This is a genomic window from Pseudomonas sp. HN11 (assembly GCF_021390155.1).
Classification (GTDB): Bacteria; Pseudomonadota; Gammaproteobacteria; order Pseudomonadales; family Pseudomonadaceae; genus Aquipseudomonas.
Genome location: NZ_CP089985.1, coordinates 1,065,379 through 1,091,236, shown reverse-complemented (window position 1 = coordinate 1,091,236; position 25,858 = coordinate 1,065,379). Strand labels below are relative to the sequence as shown.

The window sequence follows — 25,858 nt, the reverse complement described above, 5'->3', positions numbered from 1 at the left end:
GTTGGCCCACCGGGTGACAGAACCATCAGCGATCAGCGCACAGGAGGTGCGTATTGAATGCCGCCGTTGTTCCACAGCGCGTTCAGGCCACGGTCGATTTCCAGCGGGGTGCTTTTACCGAGGTTGCGCTCGAACACTTCACCGTAGTTACCGACTTGCTTGACGATCTGCACGACCCAATCTTTCTTCACTTTCAGGTCTTTGCCGTATTCGCCGTCAGCACCGAGCAGACGCGCAACGTCCGGGTTTTTGGTGGACTTGGCTTCCGCTTCAACGTTTTTCGAGGTGATACCGGCTTCTTCAGCGTTGAGCATGGCATAGCCTACCCAGCGCACGATGGCCAGCCACTCGTCGTCGCCGTTACGCACGACCGGGCCCAACGGTTCTTTGGAAATGGTTTCCGGCAGAACCACGTAGTCCTTAGGCGCGGCCAGCTTGCTGCGCTGGGCGAACAGTTGGGACTTGTCGGAGGTCAGTACGTCGCAACGACCGGATTCCAGCGACTTGGCGCTTTCGTCGGAGGTGTCGAAGGTGATCGGGGTGTATTTGAGGCCGTTGCCACGGAAGTAGTCGGAAACGTTCAGCTCAGTGGTGGTACCGGCCTGGATGCAGATGGTTGCACCGTCCAGTTCCTTGGCACTTTTCACGCCCAGCTTGTTGTTTACCAGGAAGCCGATGCCGTCGTAGTAGGTGATGAAGCCTGGGAATTTCAGGCCCATGCCGGCGTCGCGGGAGCTGGTCATGGTGGTGTTACGGGAGAGAATGTCGACTTCGCCGGACTGAAGCGCGGTGAAACGCTCCTTGGCATTCAACTGGCTGAATTTGACCTTGGTAGCGTCGCCGAAAACGGCAGCGGCCACGGCGCGGCACACGTCAGCGTCGATCCCGAGGATCTTGCCGCTGGCATCCGGAACCGAGAAACCCGGCAGACCGTCACTCACGCCACATTGCACAAAGCCTTTCTTCTGCACGGCGTCCAGAGTGGCGCCAGCTTGGGCGAAACCACTGACACCCAGTACGGCCGCCGCAGAAACGATGGCCAGGGTGGATTTCAATACCTTCATTCAAACCTCCAGTTTGCTCTTGTTGTGTCGGAGCTCGAACCTCAGCGCACCCTTATGAGGCGATATCGACCCGTGTTGGCTTTTTTTAGGGTCAAGCGGCATGAAGTTGTCGCAGTAATTCCAGTTGCTATCCCCCAAGCGGCAGTCACTGATAGTGTTACCGTTCTGAGATAGCGCTGACATCGTTCAACACATAGCAAGGCCCGTACCAGAGTGCCGGTCGAGTCGATTCAGCCCTGGGTCAATAGAAAAAGATTCAACCTTGCGACATCTTCTTAACAGATCAACTTGTCGCGCACCGTTCCGTCGCACTTAATCGGAGCGCACGCACATTAATGGAGCAGACATGAGCGAACCCTTGATTCTTCAGCCCGCCAAGCCCGCAGACGCCTGCGTAATCTGGTTGCATGGCCTGGGTGCCGATCGCTACGACTTCCTGCCAGTGGCCGAAGCGCTGCAGGAAAGCTTGCTGACCACCCGCTTCGTTTTGCCTCAGGCGCCGACTCGGCCGGTGACCATCAATGGCGGCTATGAAATGCCCAGTTGGTACGACATCAAGGCCATGAGCCCGGCGCGGTCTATCAGCCTGGAAGAGTTGGAAGTCTCGGCCAAGATGGTCACGGATTTGATCGAGTCGCAGAAGAGAACCGGAATAGACGCGTCGCGGATTTTCCTCGCGGGTTTTTCCCAAGGCGGCGCCGTGGTTTTTCACACCGCATTCCTGAATTGGGAAGGCCCATTGGGTGGCGTGATCGCCCTCTCCACTTATGCGCCGACCTTCAGTGATGAACTGGAATTATCCGCCAGCCAACAGCGCATTCCCGCGCTGTGCCTGCACGGCCAGTACGATGATGTGGTGCAGAACGCCATGGGCCGCAGCGCCTACGAGCATTTGAAAACCCGTGGTGTCACCGTGACATGGCAGGAATACCCAATGGGCCACGAAGTGTTACCCGAGGAGATCCGCGATATCGGTGCCTGGTTGACCGCTCGCCTGGGCTGAAACCCACCGTTTATGTAGCCGTATGACAGACGCACTACGCCGCGCCCGATTCTTGCATTACACTGGCCGGCGTATATTCCTTAACCAATTAATGAGATCACCGTGCTCGAAGCACTCAAGAAGATGTTCGGCAAAAGCGAGGCCGAGCCGCTCGCGCCTGTTCCCAGTGCTCCTGCCCCGGCAACCGGCAGCCGCAATGGCAGTAAACAGCCCGAGCCGACTGCGCCTGCCGCCCAGCCCAGGACGCCTAAGGTGACACCGCCTGAAACGATTAAAGAAGCCGCACCGGCGCCCAAGCCGCGCCGTGAGCGTGCGCCAAAACCGCCCGTGATCCCTTGGAAACTTGAAGACTTCGTCGTCGAGCCCCAGGAAGGCAAGACCCGCTTCCACGACTTCAAGCTGGCCCCGGAACTGATGCATGCCATCCAGGACCTGGGTTTCCCTTACTGCACGCCGATCCAGGCGCAGGTGCTGGGCTTCACCCTGGCCGGCAAAGACGCCATCGGCCGCGCCCAGACCGGCACCGGCAAGACCGCCGCGTTCCTGATCTCGATCATCACCCAACTGCTGCAAACGCCGCCGCCGAAAGAACGCTACATGGGTGAGCCGCGCGCACTGATCATCGCCCCGACCCGGGAGCTGGTGGTACAGATCGCCAAGGACGCCGCCGACCTGACCAAGTACACCGGCCTCAACGTGATGACCTTCGTCGGTGGCATGGACTTCGACAAGCAGCTCAAGCACCTTGAAGCCCGTCACTGCGACATTCTGGTCGCCACGCCGGGCCGCCTGCTGGACTTCAACCAGCGCGGCGACGTGCACTTGGACATGGTCGAAGTAATGGTGCTGGACGAAGCCGACCGCATGCTCGACATGGGTTTCATCCCACAAGTGCGCCAGATCATTCGCCAGACCCCACCGAAATCCGAGCGTCAGACCCTGCTGTTCTCCGCGACCTTCACCGAAGACGTGATGAACCTCGCCAAGCAGTGGACCACCGACCCGTCCATCGTCGAGATCGAGGCGGAAAACGTCGCCAGCGAAAACGTCGAGCAACACATCTATGCCGTGGCCGGTGCCGACAAGTACAAGCTGCTTTACAACCTGGTCAACGACAACGGTTGGGAGCGCGTGATGGTGTTCGCCAACCGCAAGGACGAAGTGCGCCGCATCGAGGAACGACTGGTGCGTGATGGTGTGAACGCCGCGCAACTGTCCGGCGATGTGCCACAGCACAAGCGTATCAAGACGCTGGAAGGCTTCCGCGAAGGCAAGATCCGTGTATTGGTGGCCACTGACGTGGCAGGTCGCGGGATTCACATTGATGGCATCAGCCACGTGATCAACTTCACCCTGCCGGAAGTGCCGGACGACTACGTGCACCGCATTGGCCGCACCGGGCGGGCCGGGGCGGCGGGTGTGTCGATCAGCTTCGCCGGTGAGGATGACTCGTACCAGTTGCCGTCAATCGAGGCGTTGCTGGGGCGCAAGATCAGTTGTGAGACGCCGCCGACGCATTTGCTGCGGGCTGTGGAGCGTAAGCGCCCTAGCTGAATGCGCTGCTAACTCCTGTAGGAGCCGGCTTGCCGGATCCTACAGGGGTCTGTTTATTTCCAGCGGTCTGCTGCAGCTTGATCGCTGTGCCGCCCTTCCACCCAGCGTGGCCCCTCACTGGTACTTTCCTTCTTCCAGAACGGCGCCCGCGTCTTCAGGTAATCCATCACAAACGCACAGGCATCAAACGCCGCCTGCCGGTGTGCGCTGGCGGCCGCAACAAACACAATCGGCTCACCCGGCTCCAGCGCGCCGATGCGGTGCAGCACTTCCAACTTGAGCAAAGGCCAGCGCTGTTCAGCCTCCACGGCTATCTTGGCCAGGGCCTTTTCGGTCATACCGGGGTAGTGCTCCAGAAACATCCCCGCGACATCCAGGCCGTCATTGAAGTCGCGCACGTAGCCAACAAAACTTACCACCGCGCCCACGCCGACATTGGCCGCATGCATGGCGTTGACTTCAGCACCGGGATCAAACGCCTGAACCTGGACACGAATGGCCATGATCAGCCTCCGGTCACAGGAGGGAAGAACGCCACTTCGTCGCCAGGTTGCAGCGGCTCGTCGAGGCTGCACATTTCTTCGTTACGGGCGCACATCAGGCTGGATTCATTGAGTACTGCGAATTCCGGATCACTGGCCAGCGCGAGGCGCACCGCATCAACGGTGGCGAAATCACCTTCCATCTCCAGCGAGTCAAAACCCACCGCCTCGGCGTAACGCGCAAAAAACAATACGTTGATGCTCATGCCTGGTCCGCCTTGAAGTGCCCGCTCTTACCGCCGAGCTTTTCCAGCAGGCGAATGTTTTCGATGGTCATACCGCGATCCACAGCCTTGCACATGTCGTAGATGGTCAATGCAGCGACGCTGGCGGCGGTCAACGCCTCCATTTCCACGCCGGTCTGGCCTGAGAGTTTGCAGCGCGCCAGGATATGCACCGAGTCTGCGCCATCGGCACTCAGTTCAACCTTGACGCCCGTCAACATCAACGGGTGACAGAGAGGGATCAAGTCACTGGTTTTTTTCGCCGCCTGGATCCCGGCGATGCGGGCCACGGCAAATACGTCGCCCTTGGGATGGACGCCGTCGACAATCATTTGCAGGGTCTCGGGCAGCATGCGCACACGCGCTTCGGCCACCGCCTCACGGAACGTCACGGACTTGTCGGTGACGTCGACCATATGGGCGCGACCTTGGGAATCGAGGTGAGTCAGCACGGGGCCTCCTTGAGGCAGCAAAAAAGCTACAAGCTGCAAGCGGCAAGTGAAAAGCTCACTCGGTCCGCTTGCAGCTTGTAGCTTAAAGCTTGCGACTCAGAGATGCGACTCTGCGTATTCAGCCAGAATCGAACGTGGGACGCCCTGAAGCGCAATGTGCACGCCGTTCGGGAAGTCTTTGAAGCGTTCCGTCAGGTAGGTCAGCCCGGAGCTGGTCGCGGACAGGTAAGGGGTGTCGATCTGTGCCAGGTTGCCCAGGCACACCACTTTTGAGCCAGCACCGGCACGGGTGATGATGGTTTTCATCTGGTGCGGGGTAAGGTTCTGGCATTCATCGATCAAGATCAGACTTTGCTGGAAGCTGCGGCCTCGGATGTAGTTGAGGGATTTGAACTGCAACGGCACTTTGCTGAGGATGTAGTCGACGCTGCCATGGGTGTTTTCGTCATCCATGTGCAAGGCTTCGAGGTTGTCGGTGATCGCCCCCAGCCACGGCTCCATTTTTTCCGCTTCGGTGCCGGGCAGGAAGCCGATTTCCTGGTCCAGGCCCTGCACACTGCGGGTGGCGATGATGCGGCGATAGCGCTTGGTCACCATGGTCTGCTCGATGGCGGCAGCCAGGGCGAGAATGGTTTTACCGGAACCGGCAGCACCGGTCAGGTTGACCAGGTGGATATCCGGGTCGAGCAGCGCATACAGCGCCAGGCTCTGGTAGATGTCACGCGGTTTCAGGCCCCAGGCTTCCTGGTGCAACAGGGGTTCCTGATGCAGGTCGAGAATCAGCAACTTGTCGACCTGGATCTCTTTGATCCAACCCACAAAGCCCTGTTCGTCAATGATGAACTCGTTGATGTGCACGGCCGGCAGGTTGTCGATCAGCTGCACCTGGTGCCAGGTGCGGCCATGGTCCTGACGGGTTTCGACCTTGCTGACCAGGTCCCAGAAAGAACCCGTCACCGTGTGATACCCACGGGAGAGCATCGACACATCGTCGACCAGTTGGTCGGTACTGTAGTCCTCGGCAGCGATCCCACACGCTCGTGCCTTGAGGCGCATATTGATGTCTTTGGTCACCAGCACCAGACGCAGGTCCTTGTGGCGCGCGTGCAGGTCGATCAATTGGTTGATGATTTTGTTGTCGTTCAGATTCTCCGGCAGCAGGCTGTTGGGCTCGCTGCGCTTGCTCATCAGAATCGACAGCAAGCCCTTGGGTCCGCTTTTACCACGCTGGATCGGTACGCCGACTTCGACGTCCTCCGGCGACGCTTCGCCCAATGTCTTGTCGATCAGGCGGATAGCCTGGCGACATTCGGCGGCAACGCTGTGGTGCCCGCTTTTGAGTTTGTCGAGCTCCTCAAGCACGATCATCGGGATGGCGACGTGGTGTTCTTCGAAGTTGAGCAGTGCGTTTGGATCGTGGATCAGTACGTTGGTATCAAGCACATAAAGGATTGGCTGGTCGGAAGAAGGGTTACGTCCATGATCATCCATACTCGGTCACCTTTTGTGGGAGCCATTCGACGCAATACCTGGGCGGTGCTGCGCCTCGATTCGACCACCGACTGCACCTGAGTGACGTCAAGCGCAGTGCCCACATGAGGAGTCTTGGAAGACGCCACCTGTGCTGCAGGGTTCGGCGATCTGACTTCGTAATACCGCAAAACCCATGACAGGAAAAAGCACTTTGACGCTTTTTTGAAGTTTATTTTTCAGGATGACGAATAGCACTAGCCGAGTACCCCGTACCCCGCTAAAGTCGGAAGTCCGCCTGCATCGAAACGTCGCACAAAATCACCCCAAAAATGCATAAACCCCAACAGGGCCGGGCATTTTCAGCGAAACGCCTCTCGGCAGTCCTGCCAACCCAGACCACTCTGCGCCGTCGCCTGTAACAGCATGGGCAAAGCGACCCGTGCCTTGTCCTGGGTGTCATGAAACACAATCACGCCTTTGCGCCACAGCAGCATCAAGGTCAGCACCCGTTGCGCCGACTCATCGGCCTTGAGCTTGCCCGGTTCGTCCTGGGAGTCGATGTCCCACAATGCCACCTGCAAGCCTTGGGCCTGGAAAAAGCCTTGACTGTCTGCGCGACGCTGCCCATAGGGCGGACGGAACAACGGCACGTAGTTTTCCGGCATCAGGTTTTGCGCCAGTGACGCGCTGCGGGTGATTGAACTCTGCCACTCGACCCAATGGCTGTGAGCACGGTACTGCCAACCCTGGGTGCCCACACATTGCCCTTGATACAGCGCCTGCACATCAGCCACGGAACTGCGCTCGACACGGGCTTGCAGGCTGCTGCCGAGGGCGAAGAACGTGGCCGTCATCTTTTGCTTGCGCAAGTAGTCGGTGAGCCAGTCGGTATTGCCGCTGACTGGCGCGGGGCCGCCGTCAAAGGTGAGCAGGAACAGGCGGTCGTTGAATTCATCGCCATTGCGCTCATGGTCGCCGAAACGTGCGATTTCACTGCTGATCTGCGGGAACAGCGCGGCCTTGCGCAGTAACTCGTCCAGATAACGCTCATGGAAAACATGACTCGGGCCGGCCCAGCCTATATAGAAGGAGTTTTCACTGACCTCGAACTTGCCGGCCTGCTCGCGTAGATCGTCCATGCTCTCCACCAAGTAGCAGAACGAGGCATCTACCTCGCAGCTCTGCTGGGCAAAGGTGTAGTTCTCCAGCAGGCGCTGCCAGAGCTGCCGGCGCAGGTCGTCGATGGAGGCCAGGTTGATGATTTTCAGGCCCAGGCGCTGTTTAAGCGCGGCTTCATCCTGATTCTCGCTGGCCAGCAGGCTGTGGGCGAACATCAGAATCTCCGCGCGCGAGGCCACGTCGAACAGCGCCGGGCTGCCGAGTTTTTCGGGCCAGGTGCCACGGTCCAGGCTGGCCACATCCACGGGCGCCGCCTGGGCATTCAGGCATAACAAAAATGCCGACAACAAAAGCGCTATTCGCACACGGGGTCTCCCTTTCCAGAGTCGTCGACCATCATAGCGGATCATGCCTATCGCCATCATAGGTGGAGTCGAACTGCCCAACCCCCTAGAATCCTGCCCACGCTACGAGCCCCGATTACAGGAGACGACTTCATGCTGATGGTGATTTCACCCGCCAAAACCCTCGATTTCGAGACCGCACCCGCGACCCAGCGCTTTACCCAGCCGCAGTACCTGGACCATTCTCAGGAACTGATCGAGCAACTGCGCGAGTTCAGCCCGGCACAGATCAGCGAATTGATGCACGTGTCCGACAAGATCGGCGGTCTCAACGCCGCCCGTTTCGGCAGCTGGACCCCGGCGTTCACCCCGGCCAACGCCAAACAAGCGCTGCTGGCATTCAAGGGCGATGTGTACACCGGCCTGAATGCCGAGACCTTCAGTGATGCCGACTTCACCTACGCCCAGGACCACCTGCGCATGCTCTCGGGCCTTTACGGCCTGTTGCGCCCGCTGGACCTGATGATGCCGTATCGCCTGGAGATGGGCACCAAGCTGCCTAACGCCCGTGGCAAGGACCTGTATGCTTTCTGGGGCACGCGCATCAGCGAATGGCTGAACGAAGCGCTGACTGAACAAGGCGATGACGTGTTGCTCAACCTGGCCTCCAACGAGTACTTCTCGGCGGTCAAGCGCACCGCCCTGAACGCGCGGATCATCAACACCGAGTTCAAGGACCTGAAGAACGGCCAGTACAAGATCATCAGTTTCTACGCCAAGAAGGCACGGGGCATGATGAGCCGCTTTGTGATCGAAGAGCGCATCAACGACCCGGCGAAGCTCAAGCAGTTTGACGTGCAGGGGTATCGCTTCAATGCCGAGCAGTCGAAGCCGGACAATCTGGTGTTCCTGCGCGATCACGCACCGGAATAAAGCTCTGCCCCGTTCTCACAGACGCTGATGATCAAATGTGGGAGCGGGCTTGCTCGCGAAAGCGGTGCATCAGTGATGAATGTATCAACTGACACCCAGCATCAGCGAGCAAGCCCGCCCCCACATTTTTAGTCGCGTTTCACCCCCTGAATCGTCATTATTTTGGCGTCAAAAAATATCCTGACGCATCTCTAACAATTCTTTCACTCGACATTCGTCGATTTTTTTCGTAGTGGCACCACTTTTTTAAAACACTAGTGGCACAAAACTATCCCAGCGCGCCAACTCCCTATAACTACTGGCCCAAATAGCAAGTGCTATCAATATAATACCAGTGCCATCTCTCCTAATATTTCAAGAAATTTCCGGAAACAGGATGAGCGGCCCGGAACTTCGTCTAAACGCACGGCTCATACCACCGGTAACGAAATTCTCTGTTTCTGTAAGAGATGACTTACATGGCGACCAAGGAAGTAGCGAAGTTGTCCCATCAACTTTGACTCATGGGTCATATCATCAACTGATATGAGTTGAGGGCGGCGATAAGGATGAATTGCTAACCCCTATAGGCCAAGGCAGCGCTTACCCAAATGTGTCAGTGATGACACCCAAGGTGTTGATACTTAAGGGCTATTCGCCTCTATCTGCACCCTGTGGCACTGGCGTCGGTATCTTCCCCAAGAAGGCCGGCTGCATTTTAGGGCAAGCCCCAATAACAAGGCCAAGTTGCGCACAACTTGAGTGCAATAGTTAGTCACTCACTATTTAACATGCCTGTACGCGGTAAGTCGGCGTCTATTCGCCCAACTTTCGCGGCATTCAGTGACGCTTGCAAACATGAACTCCGGCCAATTATTGGCATGATTAATACAGTCTTCAATGACAAAGAGGTAAATGCGATGCGCATCAGCATATTTGGTCTCGGTTACGTTGGCGCAGTATGTGCCGGTTGCCTGTCTGCCCGTGGCCACGAAGTGGTTGGCGTAGACATCTCCAAGGACAAGATTGACCTGATCAATGCCGGCAAATCGCCAATCGTTGAACCGGGCTTGGGCGAGCTGTTGAGCCAGGGTATTCAAACAGGCCGACTGCGCGGTACAACCAACTTCGCCGAAGCCATCCGCGATACCGACCTGTCGATGATTTGCGTCGGTACACCGAGCAAGAAAAACGGCGACCTGGAACTCGATTACATCGAAGCCGTATGCCGCGAAATCGGTCTGGTCCTGCGTGACAAAGCCACCCGCCACACCGTAGTCGTACGCAGCACCGTGCTGCCAGGCACCGTGGCCAACGTGGTCATCCCGATCCTTGAAGACTGCTCCGGCAAAAAAGCCGGCGTCGACTTCGGTGTCGCGGTCAACCCGGAATTCCTGCGTGAATCCACCGCCATCGCTGACTACGACTTGCCACCAATGACCGTCATCGGCGAGTTCGACAAAGCCTCCGGCGATGTCCTGCAATCGCTGTACGAGGAACTCGACGCACCGATCATCCGCAAGGACATCGCCGTTGCCGAGATGATCAAGTACACCTGCAATGTGTGGCACGCCACCAAAGTGACCTTCGCCAACGAGATCGGCAACATTGCCAAGGCTGTCGGCGTCGACGGTCGCGAAGTGATGGAAGTGGTTTGCCAGGACAAGACCCTCAACCTGTCCCAGTACTACATGCGCCCAGGCTTCGCCTTCGGTGGTTCGTGCCTGCCTAAGGACGTGCGCGCCCTCACCTACCGCGCCAGCTCCCTGGACGTGGAAGCGCCGCTGCTGAACTCGCTGATGCGCAGCAACGAGTCCCAGGTACAGAACGCCTTCGACATCGTTTCCAGCCACGACAAGCGCAAAGTCGCCCTGTTGGGCCTGAGCTTCAAGGCGGGTACCGATGACTTGCGCGAAAGCCCACTGGTCGAGCTGGCCGAAATGCTGATCGGCAAGGGTTTCGACCTGAGCATCTACGACAGCAACGTCGAGTACGCTCGTGTCCACGGCGCGAACAAGGACTACATCGAAGGCAAGATCCCGCACGTGTCGTCCCTGCTCAACTCGGACTTCGACGACGTGATCAATAACTCCGACGTGATCATCCTGGGCAACCGCGATGAGAAATTCCGTGCCCTGGCGCAGAACGCACCGCACGGCAAGCAAGTGATCGACCTGGTGGGCTTCATGTCCAAGGCCACCAGTGCGACCGGTCGTACCGAAGGCATTTGCTGGTAACGGAAGAGCAGCGGCAAGTTTCGAGCCGCAAGCTGCAATTAAAGACACCTCCACTTGCAGCTTGCGGCTTGCAGCTCGCCGCTTTCATCACCTTCGGATGACGCTTATGTCCAAGTTAAAACATGTACTGATGCAATCCGCCGGCTGGCTGTTCTTTCTCAGCCTGCTGATGGGACTCGCCACGCTGCTGCCGGCGAGTACGTTCGACTCCGAGTCGAAGAATTTTATTTTCCTGATTGGCGCCGTCGGTATCTGGCGCTACTCGATGGGTGCTACGCATTTCTTTCGCGGCATGCTGTTCCTGTACGTGGTCTACCCGCACCTGCGCCGCAAAGTGCGCAAGCTGGGCAAAGCGGCCGACCCGTCCCATGTGTTCCTGATGGTCACCAGTTTCCGTATCGATGCGCTGACCACCGCGCAGGTCTACAGCTCGGTGATCCGTGAAGCCATCGAATGCGGCTTTCCCACTACCGTGGTCTGCTCGCTGGTGGAAATGTCCGATGAGCTGCTGGTGAAAAGCCTGTGGGAACGCATGAACCCGCCGGAACACGTGAAGCTCGACTTCGTGCGTATTGCCGGTACTGGCAAGCGCGACGGCCTGGCCTTCGGTTTCCGCGCCATCTCCCGCCACCTGCCAGATGAACGCGCCGTGGTGGCCGTGATCGACGGCGACACCGTGCTCGCCGAAGGCGTCGTGCGCAAGACCGTGCCGTGGTTCCAACTGTTCGACAATGTAGGCGGCTTGACCACCAACGAATTCTGCGAAGTGCGCGGCGGCTACATCATGAGCGAATGGCACAAACTGCGCTTCGCCCAACGCCACATCAACATGTGCTCCATGGCCCTGTCCAAACGCGTACTGACCATGACCGGTCGTATGTCGGTGTTCCGTGCCAACGTGGTGACCGACCCGGGCTTTATCGCCGACGTGGAAAGTGACTCGCTGCAACACTGGCGCCTGGGTCGCTTCAAGTTCCTTACCGGTGATGACAAGTCCAGTTGGTTCAGCCTGATGCGCCTGGGTTACGACACCTTTTACGTGCCGGACGCGGCGATCCACACCGTGGAACACCCGCCGGAAAAGAGCTTTATCAAGGCCAGCCGTAAACTGATGTTCCGCTGGTACGGCAACAACCTGCGCCAGAACTCCCGCGCCCTGGGCCTGGGTGTGCGCCGGTTGGGCTTGTTCACCAGCATTGTGTTGTTCGACCAGCGCGTGTCGATGTGGACTTCCCTGCTCGGCCTGACCGTGGCGATCATCGCCACCTTCAAGTACGGCGGCGCGTTCATCCTCGCGTACCTGCTGTGGATCGGCATCACCCGCCTGATTCTGACCCTGCTGCTGTCGTGCTCCGGCCACAAGATCGGCCCGGCCTACCCGATGATCCTCTATTACAACCAGATCATGGGCGCGCTGGTGAAGATCTATGTGTTCTTCCGCCTTGATCAACAGTCCTGGACCCGCCAGGACACCAAACTGACCCGCGATTTGGCCAGCTTTCAACGTTGGTTCAACACCTGGTCGTCTCGGACCATGACCTTCTCCGCCGGCAGCATTTTCGTCGCCGTGTTGCTGATGATGGTCTGACCCTGCCAAGCCTGAATTAACTCTAGGAAATTGCCCTGATGAACAGCCAAGTAAACGCCAACGTAGTCCACGAATCCGAAGCCCAGCGCCAACATGCCCGGGTCAAAATCCCGGCCAAGCTGCGCTTCTTCAATACCGACCGCACGCAGACCGAAGCACGGGTGATCGACCTCTCCGCCGGTGGCCTGGCGTTCACCGCCACCCAGCCGCTGACCGTCGGCGAAGTGCACAAGGGCCGTCTGCAATTCGTGATCGATAACCTCGGCCTGGCCATGGACGTAGAGCTGCAGATCCGCTCCTATGACCGCCAGACCGGCCGCACCGGTTGCCAGTTCCAGAACCTCGACGCCCAGGATATTTCCACTCTGCGCCACCTGATCACCTCGCACTTGTCCGGTGACATCGTGACCATGGGCGACGTGCTGGCGACCCTGCAACGCGACAACTTCACCAAAGCGCGCAAGGTCAAGGACAGCGGCAGCAACATGAGCGCCTTCGGCCGACTGCGCGCCGTGACGTTCAGCCTGGCGATCTTCCTGGTCGGCCTCGCGGCATTCGGTTTTGTCTTCAAGTCGGTGTACGGCATGTACTTCGTCAGCCACGCCCAGGCAGGGCTCGTCAGCGTGCCAGGCATGAACGTGACCATGCCGCGCGACGGTACGGTGCAAAGCCTGCTCAAAGGTGACGGTATCGCCGCCAAAGGCGCGCCACTGGCGACGTTCAGCACCAGCATGCTGGATGTGCTCAAAGGCCATCTGGACGAAGACCAACTGCAACCGGCCAAGGTCGAGGAGCTGTTCGGCAAGCAAATGACCGGCACCCTGACCTCGCCTTGCGACTGCATCGTTGCCCAGCAAATGGTTGCCGACGGTCAGTACGCCAGCAAGGGCGACGTGATCTTCCAACTGGTACCCCGCGGCGCCCCGGCCAACGTTGAAGCACGCTTCACCTATCGCCAGTTCGGCGACGTTCGCCCAGGTACGCCAGTGAGCTTCCAGGTGGCCGACGAAGAACAAGTTCGCACCGGCATCATCGTCAGCAGCACCAGCCTGAACAGCGCCGACCTGTCCTCCGACATCCGCGTGCAGATCAAACCTGACGCACCGCTGGACAGCACTTACGCCGGGCGCCCGGTGGAAGTCACCAGCGACCGTGGCCCATCGCTGAACTGGCTGATCGATAAAGCCATGGCTGCGGGTCTTTAATCATGAGCGCCCTTCGAAACCTGCCGGTGCCCCTGGCGCTGGCCATCGCCCTCGCCGGTTGCGCCGGTTGCGCCGGCCTGCCCGACCAACGCCTGGCCAATGAAGCGCTCAAGCGTGGCGACACCGTCACCGCGCAGCAGAATTACCAGCAACTGGCAGACCTGGGCTACAGCGAGGCCCAAGTGGGCCTGGCAGATATCCAGGTAGGCACCCGCGATCCGGCGCAAATCAAGCAGGCCGAAGCCACCTACCGTGCGGCGGCGGACACCTCGCCCCGCGCCCAGGCCCGTCTCGGTCGCCTCCTGGTGGCCAAGCCTGGCAGCACCGAAGCCGAACACCATGAAGCCGAAGGCCTGCTGAAAAAAGCCTTTGCCAATGGCGAAGGCAACACCCTGATCCCGCTGGCGATGCTGTACCTGCAATACCCGCACAGCTTCCCGAATGTGAATGCCCAGCAGCAGATCAGCAAATGGCAGGCCGCCGGTTACCCGGAGGCCGGCCTGGCCCAGGTGCTGCTGTACCGCACCCAGGACACCTACGACCAGCATCTGGATGATGTGGAGCGCATCTGTAAAGCCGCGCTGAACACCACCGATATCTGCTACGTCGAGCTGGCCACGGTCTACCAGAAAAAAGCCGAGCCGGAAAAACAGGCCGAGTTGCTCAAGCAGATGGAAGCCGGCTACAGCCGTGGCACCGTCACTGCGCAGCGCGTCGACAGCGTAGCCCGAGTATTGGGTGATGCATCGCTGGGCAAGACTGACGAAAAAACCGCCCAGGCCCTGCTGGAAAAAATCGCCCCTGGCTACCCGGCTTCGTGGGTCAGCCTGGCGCAACTGCTCTACGACTTTCCGGAACTCGGCGACGTCGACCAGATGATGAAGTACCTGGACAACGGCCGTGCCGCCGACCAACCGCGCGCCGAGTTGTTGCTGGGCAAGCTCTACTACGAAGGCAAGTGGGTGCCGGCTGACGCCAAGGCCGCCGAAGCGCACTTCGAAAAAGCCGTGGGCAAGGAAGTGGCCGCCGATTACTACCTCGGCCAGATCTACCGCCGTGGCTACCTGGGCAAGGTCTACCCGCAAAAAGCCCTGGACCACTTGCTGACCGCTGCGCGCAACGGCCAGAACAGTGCCGATTTCGCCATCGCCCAATTGTTTTCCCAAGGCAAGGGCACCAAGCCCGACCCATTGAATGCCTATGTCTTCAGCCAGTTGGCTAAAGCCCAGGACACGCCAGAGGCCAATGACTTGGCCACGCAGCTCGAAGCACCGCTGACGCCTGAGCAACGCGCTCAAGGTCAACGCCTGGTGCAACAGGAACTGGCCGCCCGCGGCACCCTGGCCCAGAGCACGCTGCAACTGCACGCCCTGGAAGAAGAAGACGGCGAGGAATCCCTATGAAGCTCAATCCATTCGTCAAGGCCGGCATCGGCCTGACTTTCGCCTTGCTGTGGTCTTGCCCGACCCTGGCCGCGCTGACCGAAGCCAAGAATTTCGGCCTGGAAGTCAAAGCCACCGCGCAGTCCGAAGATGACCGCGATCTCGGCACGCAGAAAGGCGGCGACGTCAACGGCATCGGCCTCGACCTGCGCCCGTGGATCTATGGTGAAAGCGGCGCGTGGAGCGCTTACGCCATGGGCCAGGCCGTAGTGTCCAGCGACATCATCGAGACCGACACTCTGCAACAGTCGGCAGATGACGAAAACCAGCAGACCACCAACAACGACCGCAAAGCCAAGAAAAACTACCTGGCCATGCGTGAATTCTGGGTCGGCTACAGCGGCTTCACGCCCTACCCTGGCGAGATCCTCAAGTTGGGCCGCCAACGCCTGCGCAACGACGACGGCCAATGGCGCGACACCAACATCGAAGCGCTGAACTGGACCTTCGACACCACCCTGCTCAAGGCCAATGTCGGCGTCGCCGAACGTTTCAGCGAGTACCGCACCGACCTCAAGGAACTGTCGCCCAAGGACAAGGACCGTCAGCACCTGTACGCCGACGCCGCCTATCAGTGGACGCCCGGCCAGTGGATCGGCCTGCGCGGTCACCACACCCATGACAACGGCAAGCTCGACTACCCGGAACCCGGTGTGCCGACCGACTCGTTGGATAAGCGCGAAAACGGCGACCTGAGCTGGCTTGGCATCGAAGCCAACAGTGACGCCTACAACTGGCGCAACACCAACACCGTCAACTACTGGGCCAGCATCACCGGCATGCGTGGCGACCGTGATTCGGTCAACGCCCTGAACGCCGACGGCACCCGCCCAACCAACGCCAAGCGCAGTGATGACGTGAGCGGCTGGGCCACCGACCTGGGTATCCGCCTGCGTCTCGACCCGCAGTGGCAAGTCGGTGCGGCCTACTCCCGCGCCAGCGCCGAGTACGAACAGAACGGCCTGCAGAGCAACCGTTCGAACTGGACCGGCACCCAGTCCCGCGTGCACCGCTTCGGCGAAGCTTTCCGTGGCGAGATGAACAACATGCAGTCCATGAGCCTGTTCGGTTCCTGGCAACTGCGTGAGGACTACGACGCCAGCCTGGTGTACCACAAGTTCTGGCGTGTCGACGGCAACAAGCCAGTCGGCAGCAACGGCATCGATGCCGTGCAGAACAACACCGACGACGTGACCGGCGCGATCCTGTCCAGCACTTCCCTGCCGCTCGAAGACGGCAAGAAAGACCTGGGCCAGGAGATGGACCTGGTGGTCACCAAGTACTTCAAGACCGGCCTATTGCCGGCTGCGCTGAGCCAGTCGATCGACGAACCCTCGGCCCTGGTGCGCTTGCGTGCCGGTGTGTTCAAGCCGGGTGACGCCTATGGCAGCCAGGTCGATTCGTACATGCATCGCGCCTTTGTCGACGTGATCTGGAAGTTCTGATGGGAGCCTGCGCAATGAACCCTCACGCCCTCAAAGGCTCGGCCATGTTGGCGGCAGCGATGCTGCTGGCCAGCGGCGCTGCCATGGCCGATGTCGCGCCGCAGGCTAAAGCGCCGACCATCGCCAAAGAGCTGCAACAGGCCAAGACCTACACCATCTCCAGCCCGCCGACCGCGCCGCTGGAAATGGCCAAGCCGCCCCTGCCGGATCTGTCGGGCTACACCGATGCGGCGATGGAAAAGAAGATTGTCAGAAGCAAGCCGGGCAAGATCAGCATCCGCCGCATGATGCAGGAAGACGCCCTCAAGGACTTCATCGGCGGTGACAACAAGATGGCTGAATGGGTGGTACGCCAGCACGGCATTCCCCAGGCGATCTTTGTCGACGACGGCTACATGAACCTCAAGGACCTGCTGGGCAAGGTGCCCAAGCAGTACCTGAGCGAAACCTCGCCGGGCGTGTTCCTCGCCAAGCTGCCGATCGTGGTCGGCCGCAAGGGCATCCTGGAAATCGACAAGAAAACCCAAGAGCTGCGCCTGTCCCAGGAAGCCGGTTCGTTCCTGATCAACGACGGCCAGCTGTTCGTGCGTGACACCAAGGTCACCGGCTGGAGCGAAAAGGCCAACGGCCCGGCGCTGTTCAAGTCGCCCAAGGAATTCCGGCCGTTTCTGCTGGCCTGGGGTGGCACCGAGACCTACATCTCCAAGACCAAGATGGCCAGCTTCGGCTACGCCAACAGTAAGTCGTACGGGGTGAGTATTTCCCAGTACACGCCGAACATGGCCAAGGTGCTCAAGCGTCCCGAGCCGACCGGCTGGATCATCGATTCCGAGTTCTCGGACATGTGGTACGGCTTCTACTGTTACGAGACCACGAATTTCGTGATCAAGGGCAATACCTACAAAGACAACATCGTCTACGGCATTGACCCCCATGACCGTTCCCATGGCCTGATCATCGCGGACAACACCGTCTACGGCACCAAGAAGAAGCACGGCATCATCATTTCCCGGGAGGTGAACGACAGCTTCATCTTCAACAACCGCAGCTACGACAACAAGCTCTCGGGCCTGGTGCTCGACCGTAACAGCGTCAACAACATCGTGGCCGACAACGAGTTCTACCGTAACCACACCGACGGCATCACGCTCTATGAGAGCGGCGACAACCTGTTGTGGGGCAACAAGGTGATCGCCAACCGTCGCCACGGTATCCGCGTGCGTAACAGCGTGAACATCAAGTTGTACGAGAACACCTCGATGGCCAACGGCCTGACCGGTCTATACGGCCACATCAAGGATTTGACCGACACCGACCGTGACATTGCCCTCGACCCGTTCGACGCCAAGGTCTCGCTGATCGTGGTCGGCGGTGAACTGGCGGGTAACGGCAGCGGGCCGCTGTCTATCGACTCGCCGTTGAGCGTGGAGCTGTACCGCGTGTCGATGCTGGCGCCGACCAAATCCAGCGGCATCAGCTTCAACGGCGTGCTGGGCGATCGCCAGGAAGAGATTCTCGACCTGCTGGTGCGCCAGCAGAAAGCCGTGCTGATCGACCCTGTCGAACGCCAGACCGAATTGCAGGACTGAGGATGACCCTTATGCACCCACACATGATCAAACTGTTGAGCCTCTCGGGTCTGACCCTCGGCCTGCTCGCGGCCAGCCAGGGCGTACGCGCCGACGAAATCAAGGCGCCGACCTTCACCGCCGAACCGTGCTGCAGCCTGTGCCCGGCCGCCCACGATGCAAAGAACTACACCACACGCTACCAGCAGAACTTCACCACCCTGGTGCAAGCCCAAGGAGACTGGCTGTTCCGTACCCAGGAAGACCTGCGTACCGAGTTCGACACCACGCCATCCGGCTACAAGCGCATGCAACAGTTGCACGATGCGTTCAAGGCCAAAGGCGTGGAACTGGTGATCGTCTACCAGCCGACTCGCGGCCTGGTGAACCGCAACAAGCTCAATCCCGAGGAAAAAGCCAAGTTCGATTTCGACAAGGCGCTGGGCAACTACAAGACCATGCTCGGCCGTTTCGCCAAGATGGGCTATGTGGTGCCGGACCTGTCGCCGCTGACCAACGAACAACTGCCGGATGAGCTGCCGGCTCACGATTTCTACTTCCGTGGTGACCAACACTGGACCCCATATGGCGCCCAGCGCACCGCGAAAATCGTCGGCGCCAAAGTGCGTGCAATGCCTGAATTCGCGGATATTCCAAAGCGCGAATTCGAAACCAAGCGCTCCGGGCGCATGGGCAAGACCGGCACCCTGCACAATATGGCCGGGCAACTGTGCGGCACCAGCTATGCGATCCAGTACATGGATCAGTTCACCACCGAGCCCAAGGGCGAAGCGGGCGACGGCGACCTGTTCGGCGACTCCGGCGACCCACAGATCACGTTGGTGGGCACCAGCCACAGCGGCAAGAACTACAACTTCGCCGGCTTCCTGCAAGAAGAGATCGGTGCCGACATCCTCAACGTCGCCTTCCCCGGTGGTGGCTTGGAAGGGTCGATGATCCAGTATCTGGGCAGCGAAGAATTCCAGAAAAACCCGCCGAAGATCCTGATCTGGGAGTTCTCGCCGCTGTACCGCCTCGACCAGGAAACCATCTACCGCCAAATGATGGCGCTGCTGGACAACGGCTGCGAAGGCAAGACCGCGCAGATGACGGCCAGCACTTCTTTGAAACCCGGCAAGAACGAATTGCTGGTGAACAGTTCGAACAAAGACCTGCGTAATGCCAATCACCAGGTTGATATCCGCTTCGCCGACCCGTCGGTGAAAACCCTGCAAGCCACCCTCTGGTACATGAACGGTCGCCACGAGGACATCAAGATCGAAAAACCCGAAACATCCGATACAGACGGGCGTTTCGCCTTTGAACTGCGCACCGATGAAGACTGGGCCTCGCAGAACTTGCTGGCCGTGGAAGTACAGGGGCCCGAAGCAGGCGCTGCCACGCAGAAAGTCGAAGCGAAAATTTGCACACGCAACGTATTCCCAGCCGGCGGTCAGCAGACCGCTTCAACTGGGCAATGAGGTTACCTATGCAGAAGTTATTGATTCCATCGTTGCTGGGCCTGGCGATCTTCGCCGGTTCAGTCAACGCCGCAGCGCCACTGCGTCCGCCACAGGGCTACACCGCGCCGATCGAAGCGTTCAAGACCGGCGACTTCAAGGAAAACTGCGACACCATGCCGACGCCGTACACCGGCCCTCTGCAGTTTCGCAGCAAGTACGAAGGCTCGGACAAGGCGCGTTCCACGCTGAATGTGCAATCCGAAAAAGCCTTTCGTGACAGTACCGCCGACATCACCAAGCTGGAAAAAGATACCAGCAAACGCGTGATGCAGTTTATGCGCGACGGTCGTCCAGAACAGCTCGAATGCACCTTGAACTGGCTGACCAGCTGGGCCAAGGCGGATGCGTTGATGTCCAAGGACTTCAACCACACCGGCAAGTCCATGCGCAAATGGGCGTTGGGCAGCATGGCCTCGGCCTATGTACGCCTGAAGTTCTCTGACTCGCACCCACTGGCCAACCACCAGCAGGAGTCGCAGCTGATCGAAGCCTGGTTCAACAAACTGGCCGATCAGGTGGTAAGCGACTGGGACAACCTGCCGCTGGAAAAAACCAACAACCACTCCTACTGGGCCGCCTGGTCGGTGATGGCGACGTCTGTCGCCACCAATCGACGCGACCTGTTTGATTGGGCCGTCAAGGAATACAAGGTCGGCGTGAACCAAGTCGACGACCAGGGCTTCCTGCCCAACGAATTGAAGCGCCAGCAGCGGGCCTTGTCGTACCACAACTACGCCCTGCCGCCGCTGTCGATGATCGCCAGTTTTGCGTTGGTTAACGGTGTGGACCTGCGCCAGGAAAACAACAGCGCACTCAAACGCCTGGGCGACAAAGTGCTGGCCGGGGTGAAAGACCCGGAGATCTTCGAACAGAAGAACGGCAAAGAGCAGGACATGAAGGACTTGAAGCAGGACATGAAATTCGCCTGGCTCGAACCCTTCTGCACCCTCTACACCTGCGCGCCGGATGTGCTCGAGCGCAAGCACGGGATGCAGCCGTTCAAGACGTTCCGCCTGGGGGGTGACCTGACCAAGGTCTACGACCCGACGCATGAAAAAGGCAACAAAGGCAGCTGATTGAACGCAATACAACCTCCCCCGTAATCGTGGGGGGGTTTGGGGGGGCTCTGGCCCTTGACTGTTGGTTAAACATGGAGAGATCGGGATGGTTTTCTCGTCCAATGTGTTCCTGTTTCTGTTCTTGCCGATCTTTCTCGGCTTGTACTACTTGAGCGGGCAACGCTATCGCAATCTGCTGCTGCTGATTGCCAGCTACGTGTTCTACGCCTGGTGGCGAGTGGACTTCCTGGCGCTGTTCGCCGCCGTGACACTGTGGAATTACTGGATCGGCCTCAAGGTCGGTGCGGCCGGTGTGCGCACCAAGCCGGCCCAGCGTTGGCTGTTGCTGGGCGTGGCGGTTGACCTGTGCATCCTCGGCTACTTCAAGTACGCCAACTTCGGCGTCGACAGCATTAACGTGATGATGAAGTCGGCCGGCCTGGAGCCGTTCATCCTCACCCACGTGCTGCTGCCGATCGGTATCTCGTTCTATATTTTCGAGTCCATCAGCTACATCATCGACGTCTACCGTGGTGATACCCCTGCAACGCGCAACCTGATCGACTTCGCAGCGTTCGTGGCGATCTTCCCGCACCTGATTGCCGGCCCGGTGTTGCGCTTTCGCGACCTGGCCGACCAGTTCAACAACCGCACCCACACCCTCGACAAGTTCTCCGAGGGCTGCACGCGGTTCATGCAGGGTTTCATCAAGAAGGTCTTCATCGCCGACACCCTGGCGGTGGTGGCCGACCATTGCTTCGCCCTGCAAAATCCGACGACGGGCGATGCCTGGCTCGGCGCGCTGGCCTATACCGCACAGCTGTACTTCGACTTCTCCGGCTACAGCGACATGGCCATCGGCCTGGGCTTGATGATGGGCTTCCGCTTCATGGAGAACTTCAAGCAGCCGTACATCAGCCAGTCGATCACCGAGTTCTGGCGGCGCTGGCACATCAGCCTGTCCACCTGGCTGCGTGACTACCTGTACATCACCCTGGGCGGCAACCGTAAAGGCACGCTGACCACCTATCGCAACCTGTTCCTGACCATGCTGCTCGGTGGCCTGTGGCACGGTGCGAACATCACCTACATCGTGTGGGGTGCGTGGCACGGCATGTGGCTGGCGATTGAAAAAGCCATCGGCCTCAACACTTCGCCGCGCAGCTTCAACCCGGTGCGTTGGGCTTTCACCTTCCTGCTGGTGGTGATGGGTTGGGTGATCTTCCGCGCCGAGAACCTGCACGTTGCCGGCCGTATGTACGGTGCGATGTTCAGCTTTGGCGAGTGGTCGCTATCGGAACTCAACCGCGCCAACCTCACCGGCCTGCAAGTGGCAACCCTGGTGGTGGCGTACGCAACCCTGGCGTTCTTTGGCCTGCGCGATTTCTACACCAATCGCCCTGCCGAGAAGACCAAGCCGGCCGACCCGAGTCTGATCAAGGCTGTGCCGGGCGACAACCCAGGCAGCATCCACGAACCCGGTTTCACCGTGGGCAAAGATGCCGCCGTACAACCGGCCTACTGGACCGCTGACTGGCCACGCTACGCCATGCGCGCTGCGGTGCTGCTGCTGTTCGTGGCGTCGATTCTCAAACTGTCGGCGCAGAGTTTCTCGCCGTTCCTTTACTTCCAATTCTGAGGGAGCCGACCATGACCCGTTCATTACGCGTCCTCTATATCGGCCTGTTCCTGGTGTTGCTGCTGGCCCTGGGCGCCTGGTCGCTGCGCAGTTTCTTCGGTTTCAGCACCAATGCCGACGCGACCGTGCTCAACGGTCGCTGGACCAAAGCCGTCGAGACCCACTACGACGACGAGTTCCCGATCAAGCGCATCGGCACCAACCTGTGGGCGGCGCTGGATTACAAGCTGTTCAATGAAGGCCGTCCTGGCGTGGTGCTGGGCCGTGATCACTGGCTGTACAGCGACGAGGAGTTCAACCCCGCCGTCAACGAAGACCAGAACCTGCAAGGCAATTACGCGCTGGTCGAAGGCGTACGCCAGAAGCTCAAGGCCCAAGGCATTCAACTGGTCATGGCAATCGTGCCAGCCAAGGTGCGCCTCTACCCGGAACACCTGGGTGACGTGAAACCGGCCAGCATCCACGCCAACCTGTATCAGGACTTTCACGCACGTGTAGCAGCGGACAACATCCCTGCCCCCGACCTGCTCGGCCCACTGCAACAGGCCAAACTCGCCGGCAAACAGGTGTTCCTGCGCACCGACACTCACTGGACCCCGGACGGTGCTGAAATCGCCGCCAAACAGTTGGCCAAGACCATCGCCGACAAGACCCCGCTGAGTGGCGAGCCACAACGCTTCGTCACCGAGGCGGAAAAAACCGAGCCGCACAAAGGCGACCTGCGTCTGTTCCTGCCGCTGGACCCACTGTTCGAAAACCTGATGCCGCCTAAAGAACCGCTGGAAAAACGCGTGACGCACCTGGCCGAAACCCAAGGCGACGACGCGCTGTTCAGCGACAGCGAAACCCCAGTGGCCCTGGTGGGCACCAGCTACAGCGCCAACCCCAACTGGAACTTCGTCGGTGCCCTCAAGCAAGCCCTGGGCAGCGACGTGGTCAGCTACGCCGAAGACGGCCACGGCCCGATCCTGCCGATGCTCAGCTACCTGAAAAGCGATGACTTCAAGAACAGCCCGCCCCAGGTGCTGATCTGGGAGTTTCCTGAACGTTATCTGCCCGTGAACAACGAAATCGGTGATGCCGACCCATCCTGGGTTGCGCAGCTTAAACAAGCCGGTTCGCGCCAACAGAACATGGCTATCAACACTAAATCCGAGACGCCCGACCGGGCGCAAAACTGAAAGAGAGGTAACTCACATGACTTTCACTACAACTCCTCGTCGTCTCGCTAAAACCCTGGCTATCGCGGCCGGCCTGAGCTTCGTATCGATGTCCGCCTTCGCCGGTGGCGACGCCGCCCTCTACGGCCCAACCGCGCCAAAAGGCTCAAGCTTCGTGCGGATCTACAACGCCAGCAACCAGGAAGTCAGCGCCACCGTCGGCGCGACCAACCTGAGCGAGGTCGCACCACTGGCCAGCAGCGATTTCAGCTTCATGCCCGGTGGTGACTACAGCGCCAAGGTCGGCAGCCAGACCGTGCCGGTCAAACTCGCACCGGACCACTACTACACCCTGGTCAACAGCGGCAGCGGCCAGCCACAACTGATCGAAGAGCCACCGTTCAAGAACAAGCAGAAATCCCTGGTGCGCGTGCAGAACCTCAGCGACAAGGCCCTGACCCTGAAGACAGCTGACGGCAAGACCGACGTGGTCAAGTCCGTGGCTGCCAAAGGCCGTGGCGAGCGCGAAATCAACCCGGTAAAGGTCAGCCTGGCGCTGTATGACGGTGACAAAAAAGTCGGCGACGTGAAGCCAGTGGCCCTGGAGCGCGGTGAAGCGGCGGTACTGTACGTCACCGGTTCCGGTTCGAGCCTGTCGCCAGTGTGGGTGAAACGCCCCGTATCGACCCGTTAAACCATTTTTCCGGGTTGGTTGAGGCCAACCCGGACCGAGACAAAAACAAGAGTGAAACGACAAACCTTCGTAGCTCTGACCCAAATCGATTCAAGGAGAAACCCCCATGATTCCAGTAGTCCTTTCCGGTGGTAGTGGCTCACGTCTTTGGCCGCTTTCCCGTAAACAGTTCCCTAAGCAATTCCTGGCCCTGACCGGCGAGCACACGTTGTTCCAGCAAACCCTGGAACGCCTGGTGTTCGAAGGCATGGACTCCCCGATCGTGGTCTGCAACAAAGACCACCGCTTTATCGTCAACGAGCAACTGGCCGCGCGTAAGCTGGAAAGCCAGCGCATCCTGATGGAGCCGTTCGGTCGCAACACCGCGCCGGCCGTGGCCCTCACCGCGATGATGCTGGTCAACGAAGGCCGCGACGAGCTGATGCTGGTGCTGCCGGCCGACCACGTGATCGACGACCAGAAAGCCCTGCAACGTGCCCTGGCCCTGGCCACCGTGGCGGCCGAACGGGGTGAGATGGTGCTGTTCGGCGTACCGGCGACTCGTCCGGAAACCGGTTATGGCTATATCAAGTCCACCGCCGATTCGCTGCTGCCGGAAGGTGTGAGCCGCGTCGAGCAGTTCGTGGAAAAGCCCAATGAAAAACGCGCCGTCGAGTTCGTCAAAAGCGGCGGTTATTTCTGGAACAGCGGCATGTTCCTGTTCCGTGCCAGCCGCTTCCTCGAAGAGCTGAAAAAGCACGACCCGGACATCTACGACACCTGCCTGCTGACCCTTGAACGCAGCGAACAGACCCCCGATACCGTGTCCTTCGACGAAGCCACCTTCGCCTGCTGCCCGGACAACTCCATCGACTATGCCGTGATGGAAAAAACCCAGCGTGCCTGCGTGGTGCCGTTGAGCGCCGGTTGGAGCGACGTGGGTTGCTGGGCCTCGCTGTGGGCCGTCAACGACAAAGATGTCCACGGTAACGTGAGCAAAGGCGACGTGGTCATCCAGGACAGCCGCAACTGCATGATTCATGGCAACGGCAAACTGGTGTCGGTGATCGGCCTGGACAACATCGTGGTGGTGGAAACCAAGGACGCGATGATGATTGCCCACAAGGACAAGGTCCAGGGCGTCAAGCAGATGGTCAACACCCTGAACGACCAGGGCCGCAGCGAAACCCAGAACCACTGCGAAGTCTATCGTCCGTGGGGCTCCTACGACTCGGTGGACATGGGCGGGCGTTTCCAGGTCAAGCACATCTCGGTCAAGCCGGGCGCGTGCCTGTCGCTGCAGATGCACCACCACCGTGCCGAACACTGGATCGTGGTCAGCGGCACCGCCGAAGTGACCTGTGACGAGAACGTGTTCCTGCTCACCGAGAACCAGTCCACGTATATTCCGATCGCCTCGGTGCACCGCCTGCGCAACCCGGGCAAGATCCCGTTGGAGATCATCGAAGTGCAATCGGGCAGCTATTTGGGCGAAGACGATATCGAGCGCTTTGAAGATATCTACGGTCGCTCGACGCCGGTTGAACGCGGCGTGTCGGTGAAAACTATCGCGCAGTAAAACAGTCGTACAAGAAGCCCCCGTCCAGCCGACTGCGTCCCCTATCCGCAGCCG

The 25,858-nt window shown here is 59.6% G+C and carries 21 protein-coding genes; 15 read left to right on the top strand and 6 right to left on the bottom strand.

Annotation, left to right across the window (positions count from 1 at the left end; genetic code table 11):
- Positions 1-32: 32 nt before the first annotated feature.
- Positions 33-1,064, bottom strand: coding sequence for an amino acid ABC transporter substrate-binding protein (locus tag LVW35_RS04940; protein WP_233894008.1), 1,032 nt, complete (start codon positions 1,062-1,064; stop codon positions 33-35).
- 346 nt (positions 1,065-1,410) lie between these two features.
- Here LVW35_RS04940 and LVW35_RS04935 point away from each other — a divergent pair, with 346 nt between their 5' ends.
- Together LVW35_RS04935 and rhlB are read left to right on the top strand one after the other, a co-directional pair.
- On the top strand, positions 1,411-2,067 hold the full coding sequence (locus LVW35_RS04935; RefSeq protein WP_233894007.1) for an alpha/beta hydrolase: 657 nt from the start codon (positions 1,411-1,413) through the stop codon (positions 2,065-2,067).
- Between the two features lie 102 nt (positions 2,068-2,169).
- Positions 2,170-3,621, top strand: coding sequence for an ATP-dependent RNA helicase RhlB (gene rhlB / locus LVW35_RS04930; protein ID WP_233894006.1), 1,452 nt, complete (start codon positions 2,170-2,172; stop codon positions 3,619-3,621).
- Positions 3,622-3,674: 53 nt separating this feature from the next.
- Here the strand turns inward: rhlB and moaE are convergent, their stop codons facing one another.
- The 5 genes from moaE to LVW35_RS04905 form a co-directional block, all read right to left on the bottom strand.
- Entirely contained in the window at positions 3,675-4,124 is a 450-nt protein-coding gene (moaE, locus tag LVW35_RS04925; protein ID WP_233894005.1) for a molybdopterin synthase catalytic subunit MoaE, read from the bottom strand.
- 2 nt (positions 4,125-4,126) lie between these two features.
- On the bottom strand, positions 4,127-4,369 hold the full coding sequence (gene moaD / locus LVW35_RS04920; protein ID WP_233894003.1) for a molybdopterin converting factor subunit 1: 243 nt from the start codon (positions 4,367-4,369) through the stop codon (positions 4,127-4,129).
- Entirely contained in the window at positions 4,366-4,839 is a 474-nt protein-coding gene (moaC, locus tag LVW35_RS04915; protein WP_233894002.1) for a cyclic pyranopterin monophosphate synthase MoaC, read from the bottom strand. Before moaC ends, moaD begins: the two co-directional genes overlap by 4 nt.
- Positions 4,840-4,935: 96 nt before the next feature.
- The gene (locus LVW35_RS04910) at positions 4,936-6,330 is read right to left on the bottom strand and encodes a PhoH family protein (protein ID WP_233894001.1); all 1,395 of its coding nucleotides are present in this window, start codon (positions 6,328-6,330) and stop codon (positions 4,936-4,938) included.
- 341 nt (positions 6,331-6,671) lie between these two features.
- Complete coding sequence (locus LVW35_RS04905; RefSeq protein WP_233894000.1) at positions 6,672-7,796, bottom strand: polysaccharide deacetylase family protein; 1,125 nt, start codon at positions 7,794-7,796, stop codon at positions 6,672-6,674.
- A gap of 132 nt (positions 7,797-7,928) precedes the next feature.
- Here LVW35_RS04905 and yaaA point away from each other — a divergent pair, with 132 nt between their 5' ends.
- From yaaA to LVW35_RS04840, 13 genes are all read left to right on the top strand, one after another.
- Positions 7,929-8,708 carry a peroxide stress protein YaaA gene (yaaA, locus tag LVW35_RS04900; protein WP_233893999.1) on the top strand — a complete coding sequence of 260 codons (780 nt, stop codon included), beginning with the start codon at positions 7,929-7,931 and terminating at the stop codon, positions 8,706-8,708.
- A gap of 899 nt (positions 8,709-9,607) precedes the next feature.
- Positions 9,608-10,924, top strand: coding sequence for a nucleotide sugar dehydrogenase (locus LVW35_RS04895; RefSeq protein WP_233893998.1), 1,317 nt, complete (start codon positions 9,608-9,610; stop codon positions 10,922-10,924).
- 106 nt (positions 10,925-11,030) lie between these two features.
- Positions 11,031-12,512, top strand: a complete 1,482-nt coding sequence (alg8, locus tag LVW35_RS04890; RefSeq protein ID WP_233893997.1) for a mannuronan synthase — start codon at positions 11,031-11,033, stop codon at positions 12,510-12,512.
- Positions 12,513-12,550: 38 nt separating this feature from the next.
- Entirely contained in the window at positions 12,551-13,717 is a 1,167-nt protein-coding gene (locus LVW35_RS04885; RefSeq protein ID WP_233893996.1) for an alginate biosynthesis protein Alg44, read from the top strand.
- A gap of 2 nt (positions 13,718-13,719) precedes the next feature.
- Positions 13,720-15,120, top strand: coding sequence for an alginate biosynthesis TPR repeat lipoprotein AlgK (gene algK, locus LVW35_RS04880; protein WP_233893994.1), 1,401 nt, complete (start codon positions 13,720-13,722; stop codon positions 15,118-15,120).
- Positions 15,117-16,604, top strand: coding sequence for an alginate export family protein (locus LVW35_RS04875; protein WP_233893992.1), 1,488 nt, complete (start codon positions 15,117-15,119; stop codon positions 16,602-16,604). The genes algK and LVW35_RS04875 overlap by 4 nt, the downstream gene beginning before the upstream one ends.
- Positions 16,604-18,193 (top strand): mannuronan 5-epimerase AlgG, encoded by a 1,590-nt coding sequence (gene algG, locus LVW35_RS04870; protein ID WP_233893990.1) that lies wholly within the window; start codon positions 16,604-16,606, stop codon positions 18,191-18,193. Before LVW35_RS04875 ends, algG begins: the two co-directional genes overlap by 1 nt.
- A gap of 11 nt (positions 18,194-18,204) precedes the next feature.
- A complete protein-coding gene (locus LVW35_RS04865; protein ID WP_233896405.1) occupies positions 18,205-19,653 on the top strand; it encodes an alginate O-acetyltransferase in 1,449 nt (482 codons plus the stop codon).
- Between the two features lie 8 nt (positions 19,654-19,661).
- Positions 19,662-20,771 carry a mannuronate-specific alginate lyase gene (locus LVW35_RS04860; protein WP_233893988.1) on the top strand — a complete coding sequence of 370 codons (1,110 nt, stop codon included), beginning with the start codon at positions 19,662-19,664 and terminating at the stop codon, positions 20,769-20,771.
- A gap of 88 nt (positions 20,772-20,859) precedes the next feature.
- Positions 20,860-22,392, top strand: coding sequence for an MBOAT family O-acyltransferase (locus LVW35_RS04855; protein ID WP_233893986.1), 1,533 nt, complete (start codon positions 20,860-20,862; stop codon positions 22,390-22,392).
- 11 nt (positions 22,393-22,403) lie between these two features.
- The gene (locus LVW35_RS04850; RefSeq protein WP_233893984.1) at positions 22,404-23,573 is read left to right on the top strand and encodes an alginate O-acetyltransferase; all 1,170 of its coding nucleotides are present in this window, start codon (positions 22,404-22,406) and stop codon (positions 23,571-23,573) included.
- 16 nt (positions 23,574-23,589) lie between these two features.
- Positions 23,590-24,246, top strand: coding sequence for an alginate O-acetyltransferase AlgF (locus tag LVW35_RS04845; RefSeq protein WP_233893983.1), 657 nt, complete (start codon positions 23,590-23,592; stop codon positions 24,244-24,246).
- Between the two features lie 106 nt (positions 24,247-24,352).
- Positions 24,353-25,804: a mannose-1-phosphate guanylyltransferase/mannose-6-phosphate isomerase gene (locus LVW35_RS04840; protein ID WP_233893982.1), complete on the top strand. Its 1,452-nt coding sequence runs from the start codon at positions 24,353-24,355 to the stop codon at positions 25,802-25,804.
- The last annotated feature ends 54 nt before the right edge of the window (positions 25,805-25,858 follow it).

Coding starts and splice junctions, on each gene's coding strand:
- LVW35_RS04860 (WP_233893988.1), top strand. CDS start 19,662: ATGCAGAAGTTATTGATTCCATCGTTGCTGGGCCTGGCGATCTTCGCC.
- moaD (WP_233894003.1), bottom strand. CDS start 4,369: ATGAGCATCAACGTATTGTTTTTTGCGCGTTACGCCGAGGCGGTGGGT.
- alg8 (WP_233893997.1), top strand. CDS start 11,031: ATGTCCAAGTTAAAACATGTACTGATGCAATCCGCCGGCTGGCTGTTC.
- LVW35_RS04935 (WP_233894007.1), top strand. CDS start 1,411: ATGAGCGAACCCTTGATTCTTCAGCCCGCCAAGCCCGCAGACGCCTGC.
- LVW35_RS04940 (WP_233894008.1), bottom strand. CDS start 1,064: ATGAAGGTATTGAAATCCACCCTGGCCATCGTTTCTGCGGCGGCCGTA.
- LVW35_RS04885 (WP_233893996.1), top strand. CDS start 12,551: ATGAACAGCCAAGTAAACGCCAACGTAGTCCACGAATCCGAAGCCCAG.
- LVW35_RS04875 (WP_233893992.1), top strand. CDS start 15,117: ATGAAGCTCAATCCATTCGTCAAGGCCGGCATCGGCCTGACTTTCGCC.
- LVW35_RS04910 (WP_233894001.1), bottom strand. CDS start 6,330: ATGGATGATCATGGACGTAACCCTTCTTCCGACCAGCCAATCCTTTAT.
- yaaA (WP_233893999.1), top strand. CDS start 7,929: ATGCTGATGGTGATTTCACCCGCCAAAACCCTCGATTTCGAGACCGCA.
- LVW35_RS04840 (WP_233893982.1), top strand. CDS start 24,353: ATGATTCCAGTAGTCCTTTCCGGTGGTAGTGGCTCACGTCTTTGGCCG.
- moaE (WP_233894005.1), bottom strand. CDS start 4,124: ATGGCCATTCGTGTCCAGGTTCAGGCGTTTGATCCCGGTGCTGAAGTC.
- LVW35_RS04895 (WP_233893998.1), top strand. CDS start 9,608: ATGCGCATCAGCATATTTGGTCTCGGTTACGTTGGCGCAGTATGTGCC.
- algG (WP_233893990.1), top strand. CDS start 16,604: ATGGGAGCCTGCGCAATGAACCCTCACGCCCTCAAAGGCTCGGCCATG.
- algK (WP_233893994.1), top strand. CDS start 13,720: ATGAGCGCCCTTCGAAACCTGCCGGTGCCCCTGGCGCTGGCCATCGCC.
- LVW35_RS04865 (WP_233896405.1), top strand. CDS start 18,205: ATGCACCCACACATGATCAAACTGTTGAGCCTCTCGGGTCTGACCCTC.
- LVW35_RS04845 (WP_233893983.1), top strand. CDS start 23,590: ATGACTTTCACTACAACTCCTCGTCGTCTCGCTAAAACCCTGGCTATC.
- LVW35_RS04855 (WP_233893986.1), top strand. CDS start 20,860: ATGGTTTTCTCGTCCAATGTGTTCCTGTTTCTGTTCTTGCCGATCTTT.
- LVW35_RS04850 (WP_233893984.1), top strand. CDS start 22,404: ATGACCCGTTCATTACGCGTCCTCTATATCGGCCTGTTCCTGGTGTTG.